The sequence below is a fragment of the Nocardia inohanensis NBRC 100128 genome, from assembly GCF_001612945.1.
Classification (GTDB): domain Bacteria; phylum Actinomycetota; class Actinomycetes; order Mycobacteriales; family Mycobacteriaceae; genus Nocardia; species Nocardia inohanensis.
In genome coordinates this window covers 30,120-56,156 of sequence record NZ_BDBK01000004.1, presented here as the reverse complement: position 1 = coordinate 56,156, position 26,037 = coordinate 30,120, and the positions used below count along the sequence as shown (strand labels likewise).

22 protein-coding genes and 1 riboswitch are annotated in these 26,037 nt (G+C 69.0%); of the genes, 13 read left to right on the top strand and 9 right to left on the bottom strand.

Going from position 1 to position 26,037, the window contains the following annotated elements:
* Positions 1-13: 13 nt before the first annotated feature.
* From NI1_RS12340 to NI1_RS12325, 4 genes are all read left to right on the top strand, one after another.
* A complete protein-coding gene (locus tag NI1_RS12340) occupies positions 14-1,765 on the top strand; it encodes a DNA polymerase Y family protein (RefSeq protein ID WP_067818797.1) in 1,752 nt (583 codons plus the stop codon).
* A 129-nt stretch (positions 1,766-1,894) separates the two neighbouring features.
* Positions 1,895-2,710, top strand: coding sequence for an alpha/beta fold hydrolase (locus tag NI1_RS12335; protein WP_084523058.1), 816 nt, complete (start codon positions 1,895-1,897; stop codon positions 2,708-2,710).
* Between the two features lie 125 nt (positions 2,711-2,835).
* Positions 2,836-3,393 carry a YdeI/OmpD-associated family protein gene (locus NI1_RS12330; RefSeq protein ID WP_067818794.1) on the top strand — a complete coding sequence of 186 codons (558 nt, stop codon included), beginning with the start codon at positions 2,836-2,838 and terminating at the stop codon, positions 3,391-3,393.
* On the top strand, positions 3,390-4,367 hold the full coding sequence (locus tag NI1_RS12325) for a ferredoxin family protein (protein WP_067818791.1): 978 nt from the start codon (positions 3,390-3,392) through the stop codon (positions 4,365-4,367). Before NI1_RS12330 ends, NI1_RS12325 begins: the two co-directional genes overlap by 4 nt.
* A gap of 77 nt (positions 4,368-4,444) precedes the next feature.
* Here NI1_RS12325 and NI1_RS12320 read toward each other — a convergent pair whose 3' ends face one another.
* The 3 genes from NI1_RS12320 to NI1_RS12310 all read right to left on the bottom strand — a co-directional run bounded on the left by NI1_RS12320 (position 4,445) and on the right by NI1_RS12310 (position 7,814).
* A complete protein-coding gene (locus NI1_RS12320; RefSeq protein WP_067818789.1) occupies positions 4,445-5,074 on the bottom strand; it encodes a TetR/AcrR family transcriptional regulator in 630 nt (209 codons plus the stop codon).
* Between the two features lie 9 nt (positions 5,075-5,083).
* Complete coding sequence (locus NI1_RS12315; protein ID WP_067818787.1) at positions 5,084-6,673, bottom strand: FAD-binding oxidoreductase; 1,590 nt, start codon at positions 6,671-6,673, stop codon at positions 5,084-5,086.
* Between the two features lie 166 nt (positions 6,674-6,839).
* Complete coding sequence (locus tag NI1_RS12310) at positions 6,840-7,814, bottom strand: SDR family NAD(P)-dependent oxidoreductase (protein WP_067818785.1); 975 nt, start codon at positions 7,812-7,814, stop codon at positions 6,840-6,842.
* A 160-nt stretch (positions 7,815-7,974) separates the two neighbouring features.
* Between NI1_RS12310 and NI1_RS12305 the strand changes: the two genes are divergently transcribed.
* Both NI1_RS12305 and NI1_RS12300 read left to right on the top strand, forming a co-directional pair.
* Positions 7,975-11,418: an error-prone DNA polymerase gene (locus NI1_RS12305; protein ID WP_067818782.1), complete on the top strand. Its 3,444-nt coding sequence runs from the start codon at positions 7,975-7,977 to the stop codon at positions 11,416-11,418.
* Between the two features lie 38 nt (positions 11,419-11,456).
* Entirely contained in the window at positions 11,457-11,687 is a 231-nt protein-coding gene (locus NI1_RS12300) for a DUF167 domain-containing protein (RefSeq protein ID WP_067818779.1), read from the top strand.
* A 5-nt stretch (positions 11,688-11,692) separates the two neighbouring features.
* On the opposite strand, the gene NI1_RS12295 is transcribed toward NI1_RS12300, so the two are convergent.
* A complete protein-coding gene (locus NI1_RS12295) occupies positions 11,693-12,169 on the bottom strand; it encodes a tRNA (cytidine(34)-2'-O)-methyltransferase (protein ID WP_439957252.1) in 477 nt (158 codons plus the stop codon).
* Between the two features lie 126 nt (positions 12,170-12,295).
* Here NI1_RS12295 and NI1_RS12290 point away from each other — a divergent pair, with 126 nt between their 5' ends.
* A complete protein-coding gene (locus tag NI1_RS12290; protein ID WP_067819287.1) occupies positions 12,296-12,541 on the top strand; it encodes a DUF3017 domain-containing protein in 246 nt (81 codons plus the stop codon).
* A 396-nt stretch (positions 12,542-12,937) separates the two neighbouring features.
* Here NI1_RS12290 and metX read toward each other — a convergent pair whose 3' ends face one another.
* The 3 genes from metX to NI1_RS12275 all read right to left on the bottom strand — a co-directional run bounded on the left by metX (position 12,938) and on the right by NI1_RS12275 (position 16,345).
* Positions 12,938-14,101 (bottom strand): homoserine O-acetyltransferase MetX, encoded by a 1,164-nt coding sequence (gene metX / locus NI1_RS12285; protein ID WP_084523056.1) that lies wholly within the window; start codon positions 14,099-14,101, stop codon positions 12,938-12,940.
* On the bottom strand, positions 14,098-15,423 hold the full coding sequence (locus NI1_RS12280; protein WP_067818775.1) for a bifunctional o-acetylhomoserine/o-acetylserine sulfhydrylase: 1,326 nt from the start codon (positions 15,421-15,423) through the stop codon (positions 14,098-14,100). The genes metX and NI1_RS12280 overlap by 4 nt, the downstream gene beginning before the upstream one ends.
* A gap of 97 nt (positions 15,424-15,520) precedes the next feature.
* Positions 15,521-15,631: riboswitch (SAM riboswitch) on the bottom strand.
* Between the two features lie 12 nt (positions 15,632-15,643).
* Entirely contained in the window at positions 15,644-16,345 is a 702-nt protein-coding gene (locus NI1_RS12275) for a TetR/AcrR family transcriptional regulator (RefSeq protein ID WP_067818772.1), read from the bottom strand.
* Between the two features lie 134 nt (positions 16,346-16,479).
* Between NI1_RS12275 and NI1_RS12270 the strand changes: the two genes are divergently transcribed.
* The 5 genes from NI1_RS12270 to NI1_RS12250 all read left to right on the top strand — a co-directional run bounded on the left by NI1_RS12270 (position 16,480) and on the right by NI1_RS12250 (position 23,187).
* Entirely contained in the window at positions 16,480-17,976 is a 1,497-nt protein-coding gene (locus NI1_RS12270) for an MFS transporter (RefSeq protein ID WP_067818769.1), read from the top strand.
* Between the two features lie 384 nt (positions 17,977-18,360).
* On the top strand, positions 18,361-19,578 hold the full coding sequence (locus NI1_RS12265) for an NADP-dependent isocitrate dehydrogenase (protein ID WP_067818766.1): 1,218 nt from the start codon (positions 18,361-18,363) through the stop codon (positions 19,576-19,578).
* A 466-nt stretch (positions 19,579-20,044) separates the two neighbouring features.
* Positions 20,045-21,433 (top strand): FAD-binding oxidoreductase, encoded by a 1,389-nt coding sequence (locus NI1_RS12260; RefSeq protein ID WP_218026739.1) that lies wholly within the window; start codon positions 20,045-20,047, stop codon positions 21,431-21,433.
* Between the two features lie 113 nt (positions 21,434-21,546).
* Positions 21,547-21,831 carry a putative quinol monooxygenase gene (locus tag NI1_RS12255; protein ID WP_084523054.1) on the top strand — a complete coding sequence of 95 codons (285 nt, stop codon included), beginning with the start codon at positions 21,547-21,549 and terminating at the stop codon, positions 21,829-21,831.
* Positions 21,832-21,930: 99 nt separating this feature from the next.
* Complete coding sequence (locus NI1_RS12250) at positions 21,931-23,187, top strand: MFS transporter (RefSeq protein WP_067818760.1); 1,257 nt, start codon at positions 21,931-21,933, stop codon at positions 23,185-23,187.
* Positions 23,188-23,200: 13 nt separating this feature from the next.
* Here the strand turns inward: NI1_RS12250 and NI1_RS12245 are convergent, their stop codons facing one another.
* Positions 23,201-23,869 carry a 4a-hydroxytetrahydrobiopterin dehydratase gene (locus NI1_RS12245; protein WP_067818757.1) on the bottom strand — a complete coding sequence of 223 codons (669 nt, stop codon included), beginning with the start codon at positions 23,867-23,869 and terminating at the stop codon, positions 23,201-23,203.
* Between the two features lie 37 nt (positions 23,870-23,906).
* Entirely contained in the window at positions 23,907-25,190 is a 1,284-nt protein-coding gene (locus NI1_RS12240; protein ID WP_067818754.1) for a hypothetical protein, read from the bottom strand.
* Positions 25,191-25,330: 140 nt separating this feature from the next.
* Here NI1_RS12240 and NI1_RS12235 point away from each other — a divergent pair, with 140 nt between their 5' ends.
* A complete protein-coding gene (locus tag NI1_RS12235; RefSeq protein ID WP_067818751.1) occupies positions 25,331-25,975 on the top strand; it encodes a TetR/AcrR family transcriptional regulator in 645 nt (214 codons plus the stop codon).
* Positions 25,976-26,037: the final 62 nt, after the last annotated feature.

Genomic DNA, 26,037 nt, shown 5'->3' with positions numbered 1-26,037 from the left:
GGATGGAGCAGGTGTGAAGGCGCGGTCGCGGGTGCTGGTGGTGTGGTGCCCGGATTGGCCCGCGGTGGCGGCGGGCGCGGAAGCCGGGGTGCCGGTGACGCGGGCGGTCGCGGTGTTCTCGGCGAATCGGGTGGTGGCGTGTTCGGCGGTGGCGCGGGCCGAGGGGATCACGCGCGGGCTGCGGCGGCGGGAGGCGCAGGGGCGGTGCCCGGAACTGGTGGTGGCGCAGGCGGATCCGGATCGGGATGCGCGCTTGTTCGAACCGGTGGTGGCGGCCGTCGATGCCACCGTGCCGGGGGTGGAGGTGCTGCGGCCCGGGGTGCTGGCGTTGACGGCGCGCGGCGCGGCACGGTTCTTCGGATCGGAGGAGGCGGCGGCGGAGCGGCTCGTCGATGCGGTGGCGGCGGTCGGGGTGGAGTGCCAGGTCGGCATTGCCGACGAACTGTCGACGGCCGTGTTCGCGGCCCGGCACGCGACCCTGGTGCCCACCGGTAAAGGTGCGGAATTCCTTGCCCCGCTCTCGGTTTCGGAGCTGGCAGGCGAATCGTCGCTGGCCGGTCCGGAGCGCAAGGACCTGGTGGACCTGCTGTGGCGGCTGGGATTGCGGCGCATCGGCGATTTCGCCGCGCTCACCCCGGCCGAGGTGTCCTCGCGCTTCGGCAAGGATGCCATTGCCGCGCACCGTTGTTCGCGCGCCGAACCCGAACGCCCGCCCTCGTCCCGGCCCCCCTCCCCGGATCTGGTGGTGGAGGACCGCTGCGATCCGCCGATCGAACGCGTCGACATGGCCGCCTTCGCCGGCCGCCGCCTCGCCGCCCGCCTGCACGAGCACCTCTCCGCCGCCTCGGTCGCCTGCACCCGCCTGGCCATCTACGCCGAAACCGAGACCGGAGAACAACTCTCCCGTATCTGGCGCTGCGCCGAACCCCTCACCCCCGACAGCACCGCCGACCGCATCCGCTGGCAACTCGACGGCTGGCTCACCCGCCGCGCCCTGCGGAACAGCCACGCCCGCCGGGCTTTCGGCGCGCCCGCACAGGACGCCGTACCGGGAACGGGTCTCGGCGCGGTGTCGCGTCCCGGGGCAGATACGGGTGCGGCGCGGGGCGGCATTTTCGGTCGCGGCGCGGAGCCACGCTCGAATGCCGGTGCGGAGCAAGAGGACTGGGATGAACGCGGGGCGATCACCCTGCTGCGGCTGGAGCCGATCGAAGTGGTCTCCGCCGGTGCCCTGCAACTCGGACTGTGGGGTGGGGTCGGCGAGGACGAGGAGCGGGCGCGGCGGGCCTTGATCCGGGTGCAGGGCCTGCTGGGCGGCGACGCCGTGCGGATGGGCGTGCTCAGCGGCGGCCGTGGCCCGGACGAGCGCATCACCATGGTGAACCTCGGCGATGAACCGGTCCCCGCGGCCGATCCCGCGCAGCCGTGGCCGGGCCGCCTGCCCGAACCCGCGCCGACCATGATCATGACGAACCGCCCGGCGGTCCGGCTCGAAGCCGCCGACGGTTCCCCGGTCTGGGTGTCCGACCGCGGCCTGTTCACCGCCGACCCGGCCCTGCTGCACTGGGGCCGCAGCTCCTGGCGCCTGACCGGCTGGGCCGGCCCCTGGCCCCTGGACGACCGCTGGTGGACCCACCAACTCCAGCACGGCTACGCCGCCCGCGCCCAAGTCCAGCTGGACGCGACCGACGACCACAGCCGCCTGCGCGCCCTGCTGCTGCTCGGCTACAACCACACCTGGCATGTGGAGGGCTTGTACGAGTGAGCCCACTGCTTCGACATCCCGTTCCTGGGTGATGAAAGGCTTTGTCATAACGTCTTTTCGCCGCCCGGGCAGTATTCGACACGAACGATCGGACTCGGGTCCGATTTGTTGCGCGCAGGTCGCGGGTTTATGGCGGTGCGCACATCCTGCGGCGGCGCGCCGGACCGGTCCGTACCCTGGTTCTTCGTGGAGTTGACGGTCAGCAGGGTCGCGGTCGGGGACGCGCACATCGCCTACCGGGATTCGGGGGCGGCGGCCGGGCACTCCGAACCACCGGTGGTGCTGGTGCACGGCATGGGCGGGGACGGGCACACCTGGGACCGATTCGCGGCGCAACTGGTGCGGCGGGGCCGGCGGGTGATCATCCCGGATCTGCGCGGGCACGGCCGCAGCGCGCACACCGATTCATATCTTTTCCCGGAGTTCGGCGCGGATGTGCTGCGCCTGTGCGAGCGGCTCGAATTGGCGCGGGTGGATCTGGTCGGGCATTCGCTCGGCGGTTACGCGGTGTCCTGGGTGGCGATGCAGCGCCCGGAGCTGGTGCGCCGCTTGGTGATCGAGGAGCAGCCGTTGCCGCTGCGCTCCGGCGACGAACAGGTCGCCTTCACCCGGCGGCTGCCGTCGGTGCCGGAGCTGTGGCACGCCACCACCAGCCTGCTGCGGCATCCGCGCGCGGTGTGGGCCTTCGACCGATCCATGACCGGGACCGCGCTGGAGCAGTTCCGCAAACCGTATCCGGAATGGTGGGAGGGGCTGGCCGAGATCGCCGCGCCCACCCTGTTCCTGCGCGGCGGGCCGGGCGGCATGGTGGATCCGGAGAAGCTGGATCACCTGCGCATCGCCGTTCCCGACTGCACGGTCCGCGCCTTCACCTGCGGCCACAGCATCCACCGTGATCGCTACCCCGAGTTCGAGGCCGCGGTCCTGCCGTTCCTGGGCCACTGACCGGGTGCGCCGCGGCCCGGCTCTCCGGCCCGGCCGGCCGCTCGGATCGGGCCCGCGGCGAGGTGCGCCGGTGAAATGCCACGACCGCCGCACGCAGGCGGTTTGCGTGCTTCTACAGTGAAGCGGTGTCCGCACTCGAGCGCCCGGTCCTGTTCTTCCCGGATGAGCAGTCGTTCCGGGATTGGCTGGCCGCCAACCACGCCGCCGTGGACGGCATCTGGGTGAAGTTCGCCAAGGATCCGGGCGTCGAATCGCTGAGTTATGACGGGGCGATCCGGCAGGCGCTGTGCTTCGGCTGGGTCGACGGGCAGGCGCGGCGCGCCGAGGACGAGTTCACGGTGCAGGGGTTCACTCCGCGCCGGCGCAACAGTCCGTGGTCGACGCGGAACGCGGCCGTGGCCGAGGAGCTCATCGCGCACGGGTTGATGCATCCGGCCGGGCAAGCCGAGATAGATCAGGCCAAAGCCGACGGCCGCTGGGCGAATGCCGAGGAACGCGATGTGCCGCAGGACTTCCTGGACGAACTGGCCAAATATCCCGAAGCCGCCGCGTTCTTCGAGACCCTGCCGCCGCTGTCCCGCTACGCGGCCGGCTATCACCTGAGCAGTGCGGCCCGCCCGGAGACGCGGGCACGGCGGCTGGAGCAGATGATCCGGAAATTGATCGACGGGAAGCCGCTGTGACGCCGTACGAGGGATTGTCGTGTTCGGCTGCGGCGCAGGATATTCCGCTACCCGGCAGCGCGACCCGCGTCACCGGCTGGCTGTGCGTGGAGCAGCCCGGCGCCTGGGGCCGCGATGTGATCGGCGACGAGGTGCTCGGCCCCGAGATCACCGCCGAACTGGCCGCCCGCACCAAGGCCGCGCAGGTGCGCCCCACCCTCATCCGCCGCCCGGGCCGCAACGAATTCACCGGTATCCGAACGGTATTGCTCGCCGCCTCGCGCCCCGAGGGTTCCTGGTGCGAACGGATCGCCATCACCGACCTGAAGCAACTCCTCGATATCGATCTGCATCTGGTCAACGGCCCCGCGCCGGGAATCGGTGCGGCCGTGCGGGATCCGCTGATCCTGGTCTGCGCCCACGGCAAACGTGACCAATGCTGCGCCCTGCTCGGCCGCCCCATCGCCGCCCGCCTGGCCGATGCATTCCCCGACCAGGTCTGGGAGTGCTCGCACACCGGCGGCCACCGCTTCGCCCCCGCCATGGTCGTCCTCCCCACCGGCCTGACCTACGGCCGCCTCGACGGTGATGCGGCCGCCCGAGTGGTCGAAGCCGCCCGGCACGGCGAAGTCGAACTGACCGGCTTCCGCGGCCGCAGCTGCTACAGCCCCGTCGAACAGGTCGCGGAAATCGCTGTCCGCCAAGAACTCACGGACGAGACCTTCACCCGTCACCCCACCGCCGCGGTCTCGCCCGCCGCCGTGGCTGATTCGGCGGACGTCGAGAACCTCCTGGTCACACCCGCGCCGGAGGGCAGCGCCACCGAGCGCGACCCCGCTACCTTCGCCGGCGCCGCGCTGGTCACCCACCGTGACGGCCGACGCTGGCTGGTCACCGCCCGCACCGAAGCGCACACACCCCGTCAGGCCAGCTGCGGGGCGTCGCCGAAGCCTGCCACCGCGATCGTCGCCGATACCGTCCGCCGACTGCGCTGACTCCGCCCCGGCGGCACTCTTCGATCCACTGCGCGAGCGGCGTCGGCCTCCGATTCCCGCCGGGTGTGGCGGTTGTGTCAGGCGGGTGCGCTGATCGCGGCGATGAGGCGGGCGCTGCGCCGGGTCATCTGCTCGGCGGTTTGATCCGGATGGTCGAGCCACCAGTTCACCAGGGCGGTAACGGAACTGATCCAGACCCGGGTGAGGGCGGAGGCGTCCAACGGGTCGCGCAGGCCGGCGGCGGACAGGACGGCGGAAACGCCGCGGGCGCCTTGGGTTTGGACGTGGTCGATGACGGCGCGCGCGGCGGCCGCCGCTTCGCTGCCCTCCGGGATGGTGCGGTCGAAGACGACATTCCAGCCGTGCGGGCGCTTTTCGAGGGTGGTGAAGATGGCGTGCAGGGTGGAGGTCGCCATGCTCAGGTCGGCGTCGCTGCCGGTGATGACTTCCTCGATGGCGGCGGCGAGTTCATTGCCGACCCGCTGCACGCAGGCGATGAACAGCCCGGACTTGCTGGAGAAGTAGGTGTGGACGAGCGGTTTGGAGATGCCGGCCGCGGCCGCCACCGTGGCGATGGAGACCCCGGCATACCCGTGCCGCCCGAACAGGTCGGTGGCGATATCGAGGATCTGTGCCTCCCGCTCGGGGCGGGCGACTCCTTTGGTGCCCGCGGTGCGCTTGGCGCCCGCGGCGGTGGCGGCCGGCATGGGGCAACCCTATCGGCGGTCGATGAGCACGCCGGGGTTGAGGATCCCGGCCGGGTCGAGCCGGGTCTTGACCGCGTCCAGCGCCGCCGCGAACACCTCCGGCCGCTGCCGGTCGTACCAGGGGCGATGGTCGCGCCCCACCGCGTGATGGTGGGTGATGGTGCCGCCGTGCGCGAGCAGCGCCTCCGACACCGCCTGCTTGATCTCGTCCCACTGCTGCACGGTGGAGCCCCAGCGCCCGCTCGCGTAGATGCCGAAGTAGGGCGCCGGGCCGTCCGGGTAGACGTGGGTGAAGCGGCAGGTCACCACGCCTTGCACTCCCGCCGATCCCATTGCGGCGTAAGCGGATTGCAGCACCCCCTCCCGCAGCTCCGCGAATCGATCCCAGGTGCAGGCGGTTTCGAAGGTCTCCACGATCATGCCGTGCGCGGCCAGCGCATCGCGTTGATAGGGCATGCGCAGGAACGATGAACGCCAGGTATCGGCGGCCGCTTCTTCACTGCGCTCGGCCGCGGATCGCTGTGCCTTGCCACCGAATTCACGGCAGAGTTCGAGGGCCGATTCGAGCGCCGAATCCACCGGCGCCACCGCCGATTCGAAGCCCAGCACCAGCACCCCGCCCGCCGCGTCGACCCCGGCATTGATGAACGCCTCGACCGGATCCAGCAACCGGCAATTGGCGGGCCGCAGCCCGGACTGCGCGATCACCCGGGTGGCGTCCACGGCCCGTGCGTAATCGTCGAAGAGCACCGATGCCCCGGCCTTCCACCGCGGCCGATCCTGCAATCGCATCCACGCTTCGGTGATGATCCCCAGCGTCCCTTCCGATCCCAGGAACATCCGATCCGGCGACGGCCCCGCCCCGGATGCGGGCAGCCGCCGCGATTCGCTCACCCCGGCAGGCGTCACGACCCGCATCGACTCGGTCAGATCATCGATATGGGTGAGCACGGTGGCGTAATGCCCACCGGCCCGGGTCGCCAGCCAGCCGCCGAGCGAGGAGAACTCGAACGATTGCGGGAAGTGCCGCAAAGTCAGTCCGGCGGGCCGCAATTGGTCTTCCAGCGCGGGCCCGAGCACCCCGGCCTGGATCCGCGCGGCCCGGCTGATGCGATCCACCTCGAGCACCCGGTCGAGCCGCCCGAGATCGAGCGTCACCACACCTTGGTACGTATCGTGCAACTGCCGAGGCTCCACCCCGCCGACTACGGAACTGCCACCGCCGTAGGGAATTACGGCGATTCCAGCCGCCGCGCACCAGTCGAGCAGATCCACCACGTCCTGCTCCGACTCCGGCCGCGCCACCAGATCGGGCACGGCGTCGAGTTCGCCCAGCAGATTCCGCACCACATCCCGGAACGCCTTTCCGTGCGCATGCGCCGCCCGATCGGCGACCTCGGCCGAGCACAGCCGCGCCAGCGCCTCGGGCGGACTGACCCGTGGCGCGGGCAGCCCCAGCTCGGAGAGCTCCGGCGGCCGATGATCCACCAGTTCCGCCTGCGGCAGCAGCGTTCTCACCCGCTCCAGCAGCGTCGACCGCTCACCCCCGGCGATCGCGTCCGCATCGGTGCCCCACCCCCACCAAGATCGAACCGCCACCGCACCCTCCTGCCCTCGAACTGATTACCGGGTAATTTACCCAACAGTCAATTCAACGTACACGTCGATTGGAGTTTTGCTCCACTTCTACCGCCCGTCCGTCAGGAAACTGACCGGAGGCAGGTGAAAGTGGAGCAAAACTCCAACTTCGCGTACGCGGACGGCGCTACCAGTGCGTGCCAGGCACCAATCGCGCGGCGCGGCGCAATGCCGTACCGGTGACGCGCACGGCGGGCGGAACCGGACGGCGGCGCCGTTTCGGGGCAATGACTTCCACGTCGGTCGCCTCCGGCGCGGCTTCACCCTTCGCGGCGGCCGAATCCGGGTTGGCGCGGTAATAGCGGTGCAGCACACGCTCTTTGATGGCGGGCGCGACCAGGTTCCCGTACTCGGCCAGGGTGCCGAGCGGGACGTCGATGCGGCGCGGGCGTTCGGTGAGGGCGCGCACGATCAGTGCCGCCGCCCACTCCGCGGACTGGGTGGGTGCGCCCTGGTCGCCGCTCGGGGCGATCATCGGCGTCCGCACCAGCGGCATGTGGATGGTGGTGAAAGTGATGTTGTCGGCGAGCATTTCGGCGGCGGTCACCTCGGCGAACTTGTCGAGGGCGGCTTTCGAGGCCAGGTAGGCGGCGAAGCGCGGGGTGGCGACCTGGACGCCGGCGCTCGAAATGTTCACGATGTGACCGTCTTTGCGTTCCCGCATCTGCGGCAGCAGCGCCAAGGTCATGCGGACCGCGCCGAAATAGTTGACGGCCATGGTCCTTTCGAAGTCGTGCATGCGATCGGTGGAGCGGTGCACGGCGCGGCGGATGGAGCGGCCGGCATTGTTGACCAGCATGTCGACGTGACCGTGCTCGTCGAGGATGAGGGTGATGGCGCGGTCGACGGATTCGGCGTCGGTGACATCGCATTGATAGCCGTAGGCTTCGCCGCCGTCGGCCTTGATCTTGTCGACCACGGTGGCCAATTCGTCGCCGCGGCGGGCCAGCAGGATGACCGTCGCGCCCTTCTCGGCGACGGCCTGCGCCGCCGTCTTGCCGATGCCGGAGGAGGCTCCGGTGATGAGAACGTGCTTACCGGTCAGATCGCGCCGGGCGCGCCGGCGAGCCAGGTAGCCGGAGCCGTTGTCCGTATCAGTCATCGCTGCTCCCTCGAAGGATGAATTGCCTAGAACTTACTCCAAAGTAAGTTAACCGGCCAGCGTGGATTCGAGTGTTCGGCGCACCTCCCCGTAGAGACCGCTCGGTATCGAATGTATGTTCGATACCGAGCGGTCGTCTGTCGTGGGAGGAGGTGCGTCGATGGGCTGGCACAACGGCCCCCCGACCTGGTCGGAATTGGAGCGCGTGCTCTCCGGCCGCCCCGACCCGGCCCGGAAACGTCCCGAGATCGACGGCGACGGCGGCGACAGCCCGGCCTGGTCCCGCAAGCGGGAGAAGTATCGGGCGGGCGAAGTGCACGGCCCCGCCGAACCGGCCGTCCCCTACGCCGAACTGCACACCCACTCCGCCTACAGCTTCCTCGACGGCGCGAGCCAGCCCGAGGAGCTCGTCGAGGAAGCCGTCCGCCTGGGCCTGGAGGCCCTCGCCCTCACCGACCACGACGGCTTCTACGGCGTCGTCCGCTTCGCCGAAGCCGCCCGGGAATGGGGCATGCCGACCATCTTCGGCGCGGAACTCTCCCTCGGCACCGCTGCCCGGCCCGGCGCGCACCTCGTGCCCCGCGGGCGTGGCCGGCGCGGGGCGGGCGCGACTCAGCCGTGGGGCGGGCGACGTGACCTCGATGGGCAGTCCGGCGCGGCCCAGCCCGCCCTGGTGCCGCCGGACAGGTCCGGCTGGAACGATTCCGCCCCGCGCACCGGTGCGCCCGATCCGGCCGGACCGCATCTGCTGGTGCTGGCGCGCGGGCAGGAGGGGTATCGGCGGCTGTCGCGGGAGATGGCGGCGGCGCATATGGCGGCGGGGGAGAAGGGGATTCTGCGCTACGACCTGGATCGGCTGACCGAGGCGGCGGGCGGGCATTGGCAGATTCTCACCGGATGCCGGAAAGGAACTGTGCGGCAGGGGCTTTTGCAGAGCGAGGCGGCGGCCGAGGCCGAACTGCTGGAGTTGGTGGAGCGCTTCGGGCGAGAACGGGTGAGCGTGGAGCTGACCCACCATGGGATTCCGGAGGACGACGAACGCAACGCGCGGTTGATCGCGGTCGCCGATCGGGTGGGGTTGCCGGTGCTCGCCACCACCGGAGCGCATTTCGCGGCCCCGCCGCAGCGGCGAAGAGCCATGGCGCTGGCGGCGATTCGCGCCCGGCAGAGCTTGGACGAGATGGCGGGGTGGCTGGCGCCGACCGGAGGCGCGCATCTGCGCTCCGGCGCGGAGATGGCGCGGCTGTTCGCGGCCTGCCCGCAGGCGGTCGCCAATGCCGTTGCGCTGGGCCGGGAATGCGCGTTCGATCTGCGGTTGATCGCACCGCAGCTGCCGCCCTTCGACGTCCCGGAGGGGCATGACGAGAACTCGTGGCTGCGCGAGCTGACCATGACCGGTGCGGCCCGGCGTTACGGCCCGCGCGCCGGCAATCCGAAGGCGTACCAGCAGCTGGAGCACGAGCTGAAAGTCATTGCCGAGCTGAAGTTTCCGGGCTACTTCCTGGTGGTGCACGATATCGTCAGCTTCTGCCGGGACAATGACATCCTCTGCCAGGGCCGGGGTTCGGCGGCCAATTCCGCGGTCTGCTACGCCATCGGCATCACCAATGTGGATCCGGTCGCCAACAAACTGCTGTTCGAGCGCTTCCTGTCGCCGGAGCGGGACGGGCCGCCCGATATCGATGTGGATATCGAATCGGATCGGCGCGAGGAGGCGATCCAGCACGTCTACGCCAAATACGGGCGCGAGTACGCGGCGCAGGTGGCCAATGTGATCACCTATCGCGGCCGCTCGTCGGTGCGCGATGCCGCACGCGCGCTGGGGTTTTCGCCAGGACAGCAGGATGCCTGGAGCAAACAGGTGAGCCGCTGGAGCGGGGTGGCGAAAGAGGAGAACACCGATATCCCCGCCGACGTGCTGGCGCTCGCCGGTGAATTGGAGGGGCTGCCGCGGCATTTGGGGATTCACTCCGGCGGCATGGTGATCTGCGACCGGCCCATCGCCGATGTCTGCCCGACCGAATGGGCGCGCATGGCCGGGCGCAGCGTCCTGCAATGGGACAAAGACGACTGTGCCGCAGCGGGTTTGGTGAAGTTCGACCTGCTCGGGCTCGGTATGCTCTCCGCGCTGCACTACATGATCGACCTGGTGCAGGAGCATAAGGGCGAGACCGTCGAACTGTATCGCCTCGACCTCACCGAACAAGCCGTCTACGACATGCTGTGCCGCGCCGACTCGGTGGGCGTCTTCCAGGTGGAATCCCGCGCCCAGATGGCGACCCTGCCGCGTTTGAAGCCCCGCAACTTCTACGACCTGGTGGTGGAGGTGGCGCTGATCCGCCCCGGCCCCATTCAGGGCGGCTCCGTGCACCCCTATATCCGCCGCCGCAACGAGCAGGAGGAGGTCGTGTACGACCATCCGGCGCTGGAGAATTCGCTCGAACGCACCCTGGGCATCCCGCTGTTCCAGGAGCAGCTCATGCAGATGGCCGTGGATATCGCCGGTTTCACCGCCGCCGAAGCCGATCAGCTGCGCCGGGCCATGGGCTCCAAACGTTCGACGGAGAAGATGGAACGCCTGCGCGCCCGCTTCTATCAGGGCATGTACGAACTGCACGGCATCACCGGGGAGGTCGCCGACCGCATCTACGAGAAGGTGTACGCGTTCGCGAATTTCGGCTTCCCGGAAAGTCATTCGCAGAGCTTCGCCTCGCTGGTGTTCTATTCGTCGTGGTTCAAGCTGCATCATCCGGCGGCGTTCTGCGCGGGCCTGCTGCGCGCGCAGCCGATGGGCTTCTACTCCCCGCAGTCGCTGGTCGCCGATGCCCGGCGGCACGGGGTGGTGGTGCACGGCCCGGACATCAATCACAGCCTGGCCGAGGCGACCTTGGAGGCGCGCGGCATGCAGATCCGCATGGGCCTGGCCGCGGTCCGCCAGATCGGCACCGAACTGGCCGAACGCATTGTCGACGCCCGCGAACTGCACGGCCCCTACACCTCGTTCGTGGATCTCACCGGCCGCGTGGAATTGACTGTCCCGCAAGCGGAATCACTGGCCACCGCGGGCGCGCTCGGCAGCCTCGGCATCACCCGCCGGCAAGCGCTGTGGGCGGCCGGGGCGGCGGCGGGCGAGCGCCCCGACCGCCTCCCGGGCACCGGCGCCGCCACCGATGCCCCCGCCCTGCCCGGCATGAGCGATCTGGAACTGGCCGCCGCCGACGTCTGGGCCACCGGCGTCTCACCCGGCAGCTATCCGACGGAATTCCTGCGCGACCGCCTGCACGCGCTCGGTGTCGTCCCCGCCGCCCACCTGCTCGACATCCGGGACGGGACAAGGGTTCTGGTCGGCGGCGCGGTCACCCACCGCCAGCGCCCCGCCACCGCGGGCGGCGTCACCTTCCTCAACCTCGAAGACGAAACCGGCATGATCAACGTGGTCTGCTCGGTCGGCCTCTGGGCCCGCTACCGCCGCCTCGCCCAATCCGCCCCGGCCCTGCTGGTGCGCGGCCGCGTCCAGAACGCCGAGGGCGCGGTCACCATCGTCGCCGACCATCTGCAACGCATGGACCTCCGCATCGAAGGCCGCTCCCGCGACTTCCGCTGAAACCGGGACAATGGACAGTCCATCGAGAAGGGAGCCCCGTGCCCACCGTCATCCGGGCCACCATCAAACCCAACAGCAAGAAGGGGCCCTTGGTCGAAACCCTCGAGGACGGCACCCTCCAGCTCTACGTCCGCGCCCCCGCCGTGGAAGGCAAGGCCAACAAGGCCGCCATCGAACTCCTGGCCACCCACTTCGCCGTCCCCAAATCCACCATCACCCTCACCGCCGGCGCCACCTCCCGCTTCAAACGCTTCGAGATCGCCGACTGAGCGGGCTACACCGCGCCGGGGAAACCCAGTTGCCGCCAGGCTTCGTAGACGGCGACGGCGGCGGCGTTGGAGAGGTTCATGGAGCGGCGACCGGGGAGCATGGGGATGCGGAGGCGGTCGGTGATGCGGGGGTCGGTGAGCACTTCTTCGGGGAGGCCGGTCGGTTCTGGACCGAACAACAGCACATCGTTCTTCCGGTAGTCGATGTCGGTGCTGCGGGTGGTGGCGCCCGCGGCGAAGGCGAAGACCCGCTCCGGCCGGATGGAATCCCATGCGGCGGCCAGGTTCCGGTGCACGGTGACCACGGCCAGGTCGTGATAGTCCAGCCCGGCGCGGCGCAGTTTGGGTTCCGACAGATCGAAACCGAGGGGTTCGATCAGGTGCAGCTGGCAGCCGGTACCGGCGGCCAGGCGGATGGCATTACCGGTATTGGGCGGGATGCGCGGTTCGAAGAACACCAGATGGAACACGGGGACCAGCATCTCAGAAGGCCGGGGCGGGCGGTGCGGTGGCCGGGTGGTGGCTAGACTCGGCGCGTGAGCCCAGCCCATGCCGCACCCGAGAGCCGGAGCAGCCGATTCGGTGAGTTCGTGCGCGACAACCTGCCGATGCTGTTGATCGCGGCCGTGCTGGTGGTTGCCGTGGTGTTCCTGGCGTGGGATCGCTGGCGGCGCGGGACGTTCTTCTTCGGCGGCGCGACGCTACTGGCGGCCGCGCTGCGCATGGTGTTGCCGGCCGAGCGGGTCGGACTGCTGGCGGTGCGCGGCAAGACCTTCGACGTGATCTGGCTGACCGTGCTGGGCAGCGCCATCATCGTGCTGGCCGCGACGATCAGCAGCCTGGGCGTCACCTAGAACGGGGTGGTGGGTGGCGCGCTGGGCGGCCCACCACGGGGTTCATCGATTAGGGGTATCGGGGATTCGAGGCGGTCGCTCAGGCTCGCGTCAGACGGCGTCCTAAATCGCGCCGGAGGACTTCCTGCGCGGGTAGACGGTTGAGGACTCGCAGTATCGCCGGTCGTAGTTCACGTTGCTCGTCGTCGGAGAGCAAGTCGACGAGGTCGCGGAGATCCATGTCATCGAATGCTGCTGGCATAACTGACACATTACGGCTGTGCGGCGCGGTACGCGCGGATTCCGGTTGCTGGTTACGGAGGTGTCACCTCCGCGAAACCGGCAGCGGCTCAGAACAATTCGGATGAAACAGACACGACACTCGGGACGCGCCGCCAAACCGATCCGACCGTGCGGTCAGGTTCGCTCCGCACGCGCCGCGCGCGCCATATCCATGGTCTCGGTGATCAGCTTGCCGACCGCCTCGGTCTCGGTCAAGAATCCGTCGTGCCCGTCACGCGAGCGGACGATCTCCAGACCCTTACAGCCGGGCAGCAGTTCCGCCAGCTCCTGCTGGGTGCGCAGCGGGTACAGCCGGTCCGAATCCACGCCGCCGATCACGCACGGCACCGGCGTGGCCGCCAGCGCCGCCTCGATGCCGCCGCGCCCGCGCCCCACATCGTGCCGGTTCATGGCCTCGGTGAGCAGCACGTAGGTCGCCGGATCGAAGCGCGAGACCAGCTTGTCGGCCTGGTACTCCAGGTAACTCTGCACCGCGTAACGCCCACCCGCCCAAGGGTTCTCGTCCCCCTGAGCATGGTTCTCGAAGCGATGGTCGAGCTCGAATTCGGTGCGGTAGGTCAGGTGCGCGATGCGCCGCGCGATCCCCATCCCGGCCATGGGCGCGCGCCCGGAGCCGTGATAGTTCCCGCCCTGCCAATCCGGATCGGCCTGGATGGCGGCGATCTGGGTGGTCTGGGTGCCGATCTGATCGGCGGTGGCGCGCGCGCCGACGGCGAGCACCAGCGCGGAGCCGACCCGGTCGGGATGGCCGACCATCCACTCCAGCACCCGCATACCGCCCATGGATCCGCCCACGATGGCGGCCAGGTGGTCGATGCCGAGCAGGTCCATCAACTTGACCTCGGCGGTCACCTGATCACGGATGGAGATCTCGGGAAACCGTGCGCCCCAGGGCTTCCCGTCCGCGGCCAGCGAGGCCGGGCCGGTGCTGCCCTTGCAACCACCCAGCACATTGGTGGCGATGACGCACCATTCCCGGGTGTCGATGGACAGTCCCGGTCCGACGATGCCGTCCCACCAGCCGGGCTGCGCGTGATGCACGTCCACGCCGCCCACCACATGCGAGTCGCCGGTAAGCGCATGCTCGACCAGCACCACATTGTCCGCGTTCGCCGAGAGTTCGCCCCATCGCTGCACGGCCAACGTCACCTCGGGGATGACGGCGCCGTTCTCCAGCGCCACCTCCCCGATGGCGATGCTGCCGAGCGTCCCGTCCGGCGGCGGGAGCAGACGCTCGGCCGCCGGACGGGAGGTGCTGGATTCGATGTTCACGGTCAAGACGCTGCCGCCGTCAGTCCGGCGCGCAGATCCGCCAGGATGTCGTCGATGCCCTCGATGCCCACGGCCAACCGCACCAGACCAGGGGTGACGCCGGAAGCGAGCTGCTCCTCGGGGGTCAGCTGGGAATGGGTGGTGGAGGCCGGGTGGATGACGAGCGAACGCACATCCCCGATGTTAGCGACATGGCTGTGCAGCACCAGGGCGTCCACGAACTTCTTGCCCGCGTCCACGCCGCCGGCCAGCTCGAAGGACACGATCGCGCCCACGCCCTTCGGAGCCAGTTGTTTGCCGCGCTCGTACCAGGGCGAGCTGGGCAGCCCCGCGTAGTAGACCTTCTCGACGCCCGGCTGCTGGGTCAGGAACTCCGCCACCGCTTCGGCATTGGCGACATGCCGTTCGACACGCAGGCTCAGCGTCTCGATGCCCTGCGAGATCAGGAAGGCGTTGAAGGGTGAGACCGCCGCGCCGAGATCGCGCAGCAATTGCACGCGCGCCTTGAGCGCATAGGCGGGCGCGCCGAGGTCGGCGAACACCACGCCGTGGTAGCTGGGATCCGCGGTGGTGAAACCGGGGAACCGCGAGACGCCGTCGGCGTCGGTGACCGTCCAGTCGAAGGTGCCGCCGTCCACGATCACGCCCGCGACCGCCGAACCGTGCCCGCCCAGGTACTTGGTCGCCGAGTGCACGACGATGTCCGCACCCTGTGCCAGCGGCTGAATCAGATACGGGGTGGCGACCGTGTTGTCCACGATCAGCGGAATGCCCGCCGCGTGCGCCACACCCGAGATGCCCGGGATATCCAGGATCGAGCTGGACGGGTTGGCGACCGTTTCACCGTAGAAAGCCTTGGTGTTCGGGCGCACCGCCGCCTGCCACTGCGCCAGATCGTCCGGATCCTCGACGAAGCTGACCTCGATGCCCAGCTTCGGCAGCGAGTAGTGCAGCAGGTTGTAGGTGCCGCCGTACAGGTGCGGGCTGGCGACGATGTGATCGCCGGCCTGCGCCAGGTTCAGGATCGCGTACGTCTCCGCCGCCTGCCCGGAGGCCAGCAGCAGCGCCGCCACCCCGCCCTCGAGGGCCGCGATGCGCTGCTCCACCGCGTCCTGGGTGGGGTTCATGATGCGGGTGTAGATATTGCCCGGCTCGGCCAGCCCGAAGAGCGCGGCGGCGTGGTCGGTGTCGCGGAAGGCGTAGGAAGTCGTCTGGTAGATGGGCAGGGCGCGCGCGCCGGTGGCCGGATCGGGGGCCTGACCGGCGTGAATCTGCTTGGTCTCGAAGGACCAGGTGGCAGGGTCGATGGGCGCGGTCGAGTCACTCATGTGCTGCTCCAGGAAAACAAGGTCGCCGAATGGCGGAATTCTGACGTTATCGGAAGGCGAACAGGCTTCGACAACAACACATTTCGGTAGACCTCCTACGGTGCGCTTGCGCTCGGCCATCGAGCGCCCGGTCTTCACCCGGAGCACCCCACCGCAGCTGGAGGGTTGCCGATCAGCGAGCCGGGGCTTGGCACTGATGCTCTTGACCTGTTGCGAGATTCTAACGGTGTGCGGACGCACCCTCGGCAGTGGGGCCGACCACAGTCGGCGCGGCACAGACCCGGACGAATTCGTCGTATGCGGCGCGCACATTGTCGGCCAGCTGACGGGCCGAGGTGGCGGTGGTGCAGTCCGGGAACTCGGAGTCGGCGTCGAATTCGCACTCCATGCCGACCCGCACGATGGCGTGCCAGGTGGCCGCGATCATGCGCACCGGGGCGGCGTCGGGGGTGGTGTGCAGGCGTTCGGCGAGCACCAGGGTCATCGACCGGGTCTTGGTGTCGGCGGCTTCCATGCTCTGCGCGCGCACGGTCACATTGTCGCGGGTGATGCGCTGCATCTGCTGGAACCAGCGGAAGGGCACCGGATGGCCGGTGTCCATGATCTCTTCGACCACGATCAGGAACGAGTCGAGCAGGGCCTGTAGCTCGTTGCCGGTGACCGGCTGGGCGCGCAACTGATCCGCCAGCGCCTGACCCCAGTCCTCCACCGGGGCGATGACGATGTCTTCCTTGCTCGCGAAGTACCGGTTCACGGTGCGGGGGGAGACGTCGGCTTCGGCGGCGATCTGCTCGACGGTGGTGGCGTCGAAACCCTGTGTGTCGCAAAGGTTCAGCGCCACGTCGATGATGCGCGTGCGGGTCTGCGCCTTCTTGCGTTCGCGCAGGCCCGGGCGCGCGGTCAGCGTTGACGAGTCGAACATGGCCCCATTTTAGACCGATCCCGCGCGATAGTGTCCGATTGGGCCAACTGTCGCAGTAAGACATTTTTCTCTTGACGCCAAATGTCTGCTGGTGCCACGATGGACGCAGCTGTTCGAACCCTGAGGAGAAGCTCATGTCCGCTGGGACAGCAATACTCGAATCCGACGAAAAGTTCGGTCGGACAAGCGATTCCAGACGCTGGTGGGCCTTGGCCGTGATCGCCATGGCCCAGCTCATGGTGGTGCTGGACGCCACCATCGTCACCATCGCCCTGCCGTTCGCGCAGCAGGACCTGCACATCAGCGACGGCGACAAACAGTGGGTGCTCACCGCCTACACGCTCATCTTCGGCGGCCTGCTGCTGCTCGGCGGCCGGCTCGCCGACTACCTGGGCCGCCGCCGCATTCTCATGATCGGCCTGATCGGCTTCGCCGGGGCGTCGGCGCTGGCCGGGCTGGCGCAGAACGCCGCGGAACTCTTCGCGGGCCGCGGTCTCCAGGGTGCGTTCGGCGCGCTGCTGGCCCCCGCCGCGCTGTCGCTGGTGTCGATCACCTTCACCGAGGCCAAGGAGCGCGCCCGGGCCTTCGGCGTCTTCGCCGGCGTCTCGGCGGGCGGTGCGGCGATCGGCCTGATCGCCGGCGGCGCGCTCACCGAATACGCCAACTGGCGCTGGAGCCTGCTGGTCAACGCCCCCATCGCGCTGCTGGCCCTGGCCGGCGCCTTCGCCTTCGTGATCAAAGATGTGCCCGCCCCGCGCACCGGCGGCTACGACCTGCCCGGCGCGGTCACCGGCACGCTCGGCCTCATCTCCATCGTCTACGGATTCAGTCGCGCGGCCTCCGACGGCTGGGGCGCGGGCAGCACCCTCGCCCTGCTCATCGTCGGCGCGGCGCTGCTGGTGGCGTTCGTGGTCATCGAGGCGCGCACCGCGAATCCGCTACTGCCGCTGCGCATTCCGGGTGAGATCAATCGCGGCGGCTCGTTCCTGGTGGCGCTGCTGGTGCCCATCGCCATGTTCGCCATGTTCCTGAACCTCAGCTTCTACCTACAGATGACGCTGGGCTACTCGGCGCTGAAGGCGGGCGTGGCGTTCCTGCCGTTCCCGGCGGGCATCGTGGTCTCGGCCGGGATCGCCAGCACGCTGCTGCCCCGCATCGGACCGCGGCCGATCATGCTGGCGGGCGCCGTGCTCGGCGGCGCGGGCCTGATCTACATGGCCCAGCTCGAATTCGGTGACGGCTACGCGGCCAGCCTGCTGCCCGCCATGATCCTCATCGCCCTCGGCATGGGCGGGTTGTTCGTGGCCATGCAGACCACCGCCCTGCATCAGGTCGAGGAGAAGGACTCCGGCGTCGCCAGCGCCCTGCTCAACGCGGCCCAGCAGGTCGGCGGCTCCATCGGCACCGCGCTGCTGACCACGCTGTCGGTGCAGGCCGCCGAGCGCTACGCCGGCAACCATCCGACCATCGACAATGTGGTGGCCCGGGCCGCCATCCACAGCTACGACGTCGCGTTCTACCTCGGCGCGGGCTTCTTCCTGGCCTGCATCCCGATCGTCGCCTTCATGATCCGGGACAAGCCGGAGCACCTCCTCGAAGGAGCGGAACACCCCGCACACGTAGGCGTCTGATCCGATCCGGGCTCCGGGCCCGGCGATTCATGGAACCGGCCGCGGTTCGCCCCGACGGGCGCCGCGGCCGGTTCCCTTTCGCCCCTGGGTCGGTCGCCGGGGTTTCAGTCGGCATACTGGGGGAGAGTGGGCTGCGTCACTGGCAACCTACTTGCGAGTAACTGAAGGCGGGTTCCCGCACAGCGGGGGCTGGGCGCGCGGTGAGATCGGGACCAGCAGTACGCTTGTCTTGCTTGACGCCACATCGGACGTGGACCTGGTACCAGAGGCCCCGGCCGGGCGCCGGGCGTATACGTTGTCTGTTGAACAGCTGGGGTCCGCTACAAGCGGTGCTCGCCGGCCGTGCAATGGGAGCACCACCTTCCTAGGAGGACACGAAGATCCATGTCCAAGATCAAGGTTGAAGGCACCGTCGTCGAACTCGACGGCGACGAGATGACCCGGATCATCTGGCAGTTCATCAAGGACAAGCTGATCATCCCGTATCTCGATGTGAACCTCGAGTACTACGACCTCGGCATCGAGTCGCGCGACAAGACCGATGATCAGATCACCATCGACTCGGCGAACGCCATCAAGAAGCACGGCGTCGGCGTGAAGTGCGCGACGATCACGCCGGACGAGGCGCGAGTCGAGGAGTTCGGGCTCAAGAAGATGTGGCGGTCGCCGAACGGCACCATCCGCAACATCCTCGGCGGCACGATCTTCCGCGCACCGATCATCATCTCCAATGTCCCGCGATTGGTTCCGGGCTGGACCAAGCCGATCATCATCGGCCGCCACGCCTTCGGTGACCAGTACCGTGCCACCGATTTCAAGGTGCACCAGGCGGGCACCGTCACCCTGACCTTCACGCCGGAGGACGGCTCCGAGCCGATCCAGCACGAGGTCGTGCGCATGCCGGAAGACGGCGGCGTGGTGATGGGCATGTACAACTTCCAGGAGTCCATCCGGGACTTCGCGCGGGCCTCGCTCAACTACGGCCTACAGCAGAACTACCCGGTGTACATGTCGACAAAGAACACCATCCTCAAGGCCTACGACGGCATGTTCAAGGACACCTTCGAGGAGGTGTACCAGACCGAGTTCAAGGACGAGTTCGACGCGGCCGGTCTGACCTACGAGCACCGCCTGATCGACGACATGGTCGCGTCCGCCCTGAAGTGGGAGGGCGGCTACGTCTGGGCTTGCAAGAACTACGACGGCGACGTGCAGTCCGACACCGTGGCGCAGGGCTTCGGCTCGCTGGGTCTGATGACCTCCGTGCTGCTCACCCCGGACGGCCGCACCTGTGAGGCGGAGGCGGCGCACGGCACCGTCACCCGTCACTACCGTCAGCACCAGCAGGGCAAGCCCACCTCCACCAACCCGATCGCCTCGATCTTCGCGTGGACTCGTGGTCTGGCTCATCGCGGCAAGCTGGACAACACCCCCGAGGTGATCGGCTTCGCGCAGACGCTCGAAGAGGTCGTCATCAAGACCGTCGAGGACGGGCAGATGACCAAGGACCTCGCGCTGCTGGTCGGCGGCGACCAGGGCTACCTGACCACCGAGGAATTCCTCGGCGTGCTGGATGCCAACCTGGCGCGTGAGCTGCGCTGAGCTCCCCTGACGGGGAAAGTAGAAGTATTCAGGGGCGAGCCCCTGAAACCCCGGAAGGGGTAGGGAGATTCAGGGGCGAAACCCTGAAACCCCTGCACTCCGGGATGCGCTGATGCAACGTGAACAGCGCCGCAGCGGCGAACGATGGCGGCCGGGACCACCGTCCCGGCCAGAACCATCGGTCCGCCGCGCTCCGCACGGGCACCTGCCCCCATCGAATCGGATGGGTGGGCGGGTGCCCGAACTGGTTTCCGGGGGCGGTCATGAAATGGTCACGCGGGGTTCGCCAGGATGAGCCGGGTGGTCGCCGATGGGTTGTGGTTAACGTGCGACGGTGGCTGGGTGATAACCGGGCGGCAGGTCTGAAACGCTTGCCGCGCAGGCCGATCCGGTGTGCGGAAATTCGGGAACGGGCGCTGTCCGCCGGGAAACCGGCGCGGGGGACGGCGGGATCGAAGGAGAGATCATGACGGGAATCGGGAACGACCTGCGGAACGCGGTGCGCGGGCGGGTTGTCGCGATGGGGGAGGACGGGTACGAGCAGGCCCGGATGGCGTGGAATGTGGCGGTCCGGCAGCAGCCGGTGGCGGTGGTGGAGGTCGCCGACGCCGACGACGCGGCGGCCGTGGTGCGGTACGCCGGGCGGACCGGGCTGGCGGTGAGCACGCAGACCACCGGGCACGGCGCGTCCACCGCGGCCGATGGGACGATCTTGGTCAAAACTCGTGCGCTGCGGGGTGTTCGGGTCGATGCGGGGGAGCGCGTCGCCCGGATCGGGGCGGGCATGCCGTGGCTGGATGTCCTGGGCGCGACCGCCGAACACGGCTTGACCGGCGCGGTCGGCAGCTCGGATGTGGTCGGGGTGGCGGGCTACACGCTCGGTGGCGGTGTGGGCTGGTTCGCGCGCAGCCACGGGTTCGCCGCGAATATGGTGCGCTCGTTCGAGGTGATCACCGCCGACGGCGCGCGGACCCGGGTGAGCGCGGACGCAGATCCGGACCTGTTCTGGGCGTTGCGCGGCGGCGGCGGCGATTTCGCGCTCGTCACCGAGCTGGAACTCGAACTGTTCGAAGCGAATTCGCTCTCCGGCGGCCGCATGCTGTGGCCGAGCGAGCAGGCGTCGGCGGTGCTCGCCGCTTTCCGGCGCGCCACCGTGGAAGCCCCCGAGGGCCTGAGCATCTGGTGCACCCTCATCCAATTCCCGCCCTTCCCACAACTTCCCGAGTTGCTGCGCGGCCGCGCCATGATCGCCGTCGATCTCTTGGCCCAGGGCGCGGTCACCTCCCCGCTGCGCTGGTTCGACGAGGTTCCGGGCCTGGTCCTGGATACCCGTCGTCCTTTGCTGCCCACCGAGATCGGCTCCATCTGCATGGAGCCCACCGCACCCTCCCCGGCCCGCATCCGCGGTGAACTCCTCACCGATCTGTGCCCGGAAACTTCCGCCACGCTGCTGGACGCGGTTGTTCCCGGCGGCACTCCCGCTCCGCTGGCGCTGGCCCAGATCCGGCATCTCGGCGGCGCGATCGCCCGGCCGGTCGCCGATGCGGGCTGTGCCGGTCAGCTCCCCGAGCCCTACCTGCTCTCCCTGCTCGGTCCCATCCCGACCCCGGAACTGGCCGCGGTGGTCACGGCCCGCCAAGACGCCGTCACCACCGCCCTGCGCTCCCAGCTCTCCGGCCGTAAACCCTTGACCTATTTGGATTCCGGCGATTCCGCGGCAGCGGCCTTCGCTCCCGAAACCCTCGCGCGCCTTCAGCAGATCAAGGACAAATACGACCCGCGCTCGACCTTCCGCGCCGGCTTCCCGGTCCTGGCCGCTGACCCCGCGGTGACGACGATCGAGCACACCGCCTGATCCGGCTGGGCGCGGACAGTCGTCACTCCGGGTCCGCGAGGTACGGCCGGCCAAAGCGAATCGCCCTGTCCCGCTGCGGGAATGCCGGTGTCCGCCGTGCGGTTGTGCGGCGGGTGACTCTTACCGCTGTATCGACATTCCAGGCCCGTGCGGGCAAGGAAGACCTGGTGCGGGCGCAGGCGCTGGCCTTGGTCGAACCGACGCTGGCCGAGCCCGGGTGCGTCAGCTATCAGCCGTACCAGCATCCGACTCGTCCGGGGGAGTGGGTGGTGGTGGAGAGCTGGGAGTCGCGCGCGGCGTTCGAGGCGCATATGAACAGTCCGCATCTGCTGGCCGCGTTCGAGGCCGGGGTCGATTTGCTGGCGGGTCCGCCGGTGGAGCGAATCTTCGAGGACTGACCGGGGTCCGGGATTGTGCGCCTGGTCGCGCGAGTTCGCGACCCGGGCCGGTCGTGAGTGAGATCACCGGGCTCGGGGGTATCGGGCGGGTTCGCCCGGATGTTGCGATTGGTCGTGCCCAATTCCGTATCCGTGCCCGTGACAACCGTGTCGCCCGCCGAATCCACTGATTCGGCGGTGGCCGACCGGCGTGGCTGGCATGTGCCCGCCATGCTGGCGCTGGCGCTGGGCGGCTTCGGTATCGGCACCACCGAATTCGTGACCATGGGTTTGCTGCCCGATATCGCGAAAGCCTTCGATGTCTCCGAACCCAGTGCCGGGCATGCGGTTTCGGCCTACGCGCTGGGTGTGGTGATCGGCGCCCCGGTGATCGCGGCAATGTGCGCGCGAGTCCCGCGCAAGCGTTTGCTGATGGTGCTGATGGCCGCGTTCACCCTGGGTAATGCCGCCTCGGTGGTGGCCCCGACCTTCCTGACCTTCACCGCGGCCCGATTCGTTTCCGGCCTGCCGCACGGCGCGTACTTCGGTGTCGCCTCGCTGGCCGCGGCCTCGCTGGCGCCGGTGGGTCAGCGGGCCAAGGCGATTGCCGCGGTTATGCTGGGTCTGAGCGCCGCCAACGTTGTCGGCGTTCCCGCCGCGACTTGGCTGGGCCAGCATCTGGGCTGGCGGGACGCCTACATCGTGGTCGCGGTGATCGGCGCCGCCACGGTCGCCGCCATCGGTCGTTTCGTCCCCGAATTGACCGGCATCACCCTCACCGACCCCCGCACCGAACTTGGTGCATTGCGTCGTTCGCAGGTATTGCTGACCCTGCTGGTGGGTGCGGTCGGCTTCGGCGGCATGTTCGCCATCTACACCTACATCACCACCACCCTGACCGATGTGGCCGGCATGTCCCTCGGCCTGGTCCCGCTGGTCCTGATGCTCTTCGGCCTGGGCATGGTGGCCGGCAATATCGCCGGTGGCGTGCTGACCGATCGCGGCGTGGACCGCGCGGTATTCGTATCGCTGCTGGCCATGGTGGTGATCCTGGCCGGTTTCATTGCGGCGGCGCATAATCCGTTCACCGCGGCGGTCGCCGCCTTCTTCGTCGGCGCGTCCGGTGCCTCGCTGGGCCCGGCCCTGCAAACCCGCCTGATGGATGTGGCGCACGACGCGCAAACCCTGGCCGCGGCGCTCAATCACGCCGCCTTGAACATCGCGAATGCGGCGGGCGCGTGGCTGGGCGGGCTGGTGATCGCGGCCGGGCTCGGCTACACCGCCCCCGCCCTGGTCGGCACGGGCCTGGCGATTCTCGGCGTGCTGCTGTTCACCGTGACCGTGACGCTGGCCCGGCGCACCCGGGCGACCGCATAGCCGCTTCCGGAGCTCATGCGCTCTGCGGTGGTTCGCGATCCTGCCAGGTGCACAGGCAGACCCGATTCCCTTCCGGATCCGCCAGCACCCAGTAGCTCGGCGCGGCCTCGGCACTGACCAGCCGTCCGCCGGCGGCGAGCGCGGCGTTCAATCGCGACCGCACCTGAGCCGGATCGATCCAGATGTCCGGATGCCAGCGCTGGCGCGGCTCCGCACTGCCCGACTGCTGGAACCAGAGGGTCGGCAAAACATCGGCCGGATCGGAGATCTCGTCCTCGGGGCCCGGCCCCGACTGCGGCTCCAACCCGAAAACCGCAGCCCAGAACGGCAGTACGGCCGCCCGCTCCGGCGTATCCAGGGCCAGCTCGAGCCGCGACACCCGCTCGGGTTCGAGTACTGCCCCGGCGTCGGCGGCGATCGCGGAAACCCTGCGCGCCAACCGAATATCGCGCTCGGTGACCCCGCCCACGTCATGACTGCTCAGCCGGACGTCGATGAACCTGTACCGCAGATTCAGGTCAGGGTGATGATCCAGCTCCTCGGCCACCGCCCCGATCGCGTTCACGATCGCCAGCCCGCCCGCGAAACCCTTTGTCCTGATCCGTGTTTGCAATCCGCCGGGTACGTGAACCCACCCGTCCAGCTCCGCATCCGCAATCTGCTTCCCGGTCAGTCTCGTCATTCACCCATCCTGCCGGCGCGGCCCGGCGGGCGGCGGTTCATCTGCTCTTCACGCACACGACGGCGTCTGCGGCTCGAAAGTATCCCTGCGCCCCGCGCGCCGAGCACGCGGCTCGGTCGTCGGTCACCGAGGCGGGCAGGCGGGCTGCCACCTCGCTGTACGCGCCGGAATCCGAACAAGGCACCCGCTTGAGCCCGACGGCGCTTCCGGTGATGGTGAAGGCCGGCAGATCGAAGCAGTCGCCGATCCGAGCGCTGTACGGAGAGAGTGTTTCCGCCACGCTCGAGGTCTGTGCGCGGTCCGAGCGTTCGTGCACTTCGATATTGATGCCGACGGCCAGTACGAACAGGATCGGCGAGAGCAAGCCGAAGACGGCCATCGGACGCCGATACAGCGGACGTCCCGGATCCAATGGCGTACCGGGCGCGCCGGGGATGGGTGGCGGCAGCCGCAGGGCGACGCTGCGGCCGTGCAGATTCGACAGCACCGTGATGCCGTTGATGAACATCGACAGCGGACCCCACCAGCCTTGCCAGAGGCTCTTGGTGGTCTCCGATCGGTAGGTCGCCAGCCCACAGTCCCGGCAGAACGTTCCCGACAGCGAGATGAACCGCATGTACAGCAACAGGCCCTGATGGCGGTTGAAACCGATATGCGCCGCCGGCGTCGATCCGCAGATCGCGCAGTAGAGCCTGGTACCCGGCGGCACCCAGCCGAAGGGCGCCGGCCGTGGCGGGATCGGCGGCTCCAGGACCGGTTTCGGCGCGGCTGCCTTCCGAATCGAAGCCCAGCGGCGCGGGCCCGTCGGCTTCGCCACCACTGGCTGCCGCTGTATGGACCGCGCCTCGGCGACGATCCCGGGCAACCGGGCGTCGAGTCCATGGAGGGCGACGCCGAGCACTTTGTCCTGGATCAGCCGCAGCAGCTCGCCGCGCTCCAGCTCTTCGCCCAGAACCATTGCGGCGGCGCTGGTTTCGTCGGCGATCAAGCCGAGCGCCAGGATTCCGGGCGGCAGCGGCCACAGGTCGTAGTGCCGAGCCAGACGTTCGGCGATGTCGAGGGCGGTGGCGCAGGTGCCGGTGAGGGGGATGCCGGACCAGTCGGCCGTGCTGCGATTGACCGGATCGAGCGCGACTCCGGCCGCGAGCACCTCGACCTCGCCCGCCTGCACCTCGATGCGCGACCAGCGGCTCGGTTCGTCGACTCGGATCAGCGCCACCAGCAGGTCGCGGGTATCGACGGCGTGTGAAATCCGTGCGCCCGCGGTGCGAAGCGCGGCGATGACGGTGGAATGCAGTGGCGCCCCGGCCAATACGCTCATGACTACCCCGGCCGTGGTCGATCATCCGCGTCCGCCCCGGCCGCGGCACCGCTCATGGTAATCGAGGGGATCGCCGGTGACGCCCTGATTCATCAGCGGGCGTGAACATACACGTCTGTATGTAAGTGTAAGATCGTCGCATGACCAGGTCCGACGTCTCGAAACCGCAGCGCCGCACGCAAGAGCAGCGCAGCAACGAGATGCGGGTGCGGCTGCTGGACGCCACCATCGAATGCCTGGTGGAGTACGGGTACGCGGGGACGACGACGCCGCGGGTGGCCGAGCGGGCCGGGGTGACCCGGGGTGCGCAGGTGCATCATTTCGGGTCGAAGACGGATCTGGTCGTGGCGGCCATCAGTCATCTCGCGCAGCGGCGTACCCAGGCCGCCATGCAGGAGCTGGAGCGGGTGCGCGCGGGCGAGAATCCGCTGGACGCGGCGCTCGAGTTCATGTGGGAGCTGCATCAGGGGCCGCTGTTCATCGCGGCCATCGAGCTCTGGGTGGCGGGGCGGACGGATCCGCTGCTGGCCGCCGAGATGGAGAAGGTCGAACCGTTCGTCAATAACGCGGTGCTGGTCGCGGTGGCGCAATTGGTGCCGGATGGCATGGGGCGCAAGGAAGCTCGCGATCTGGTCTACACGGCCATGGACATCATGCGCGGAATCCTGATGTCCAACTTCATCTCCCCGGATCCGGATCGTGCCCAGCGCCGTTGGCAGCGGGCCGCCGCGCATCTGCGCCGGCTGGCCGAGGTCTCCGCGCCCGGCCTGAACGTGCACCCCTGACCCGTTTCGCCTGATCGGCACCCTGCCGCCTGTATGTATCGCTACAGGCGGGATTTCCCTGC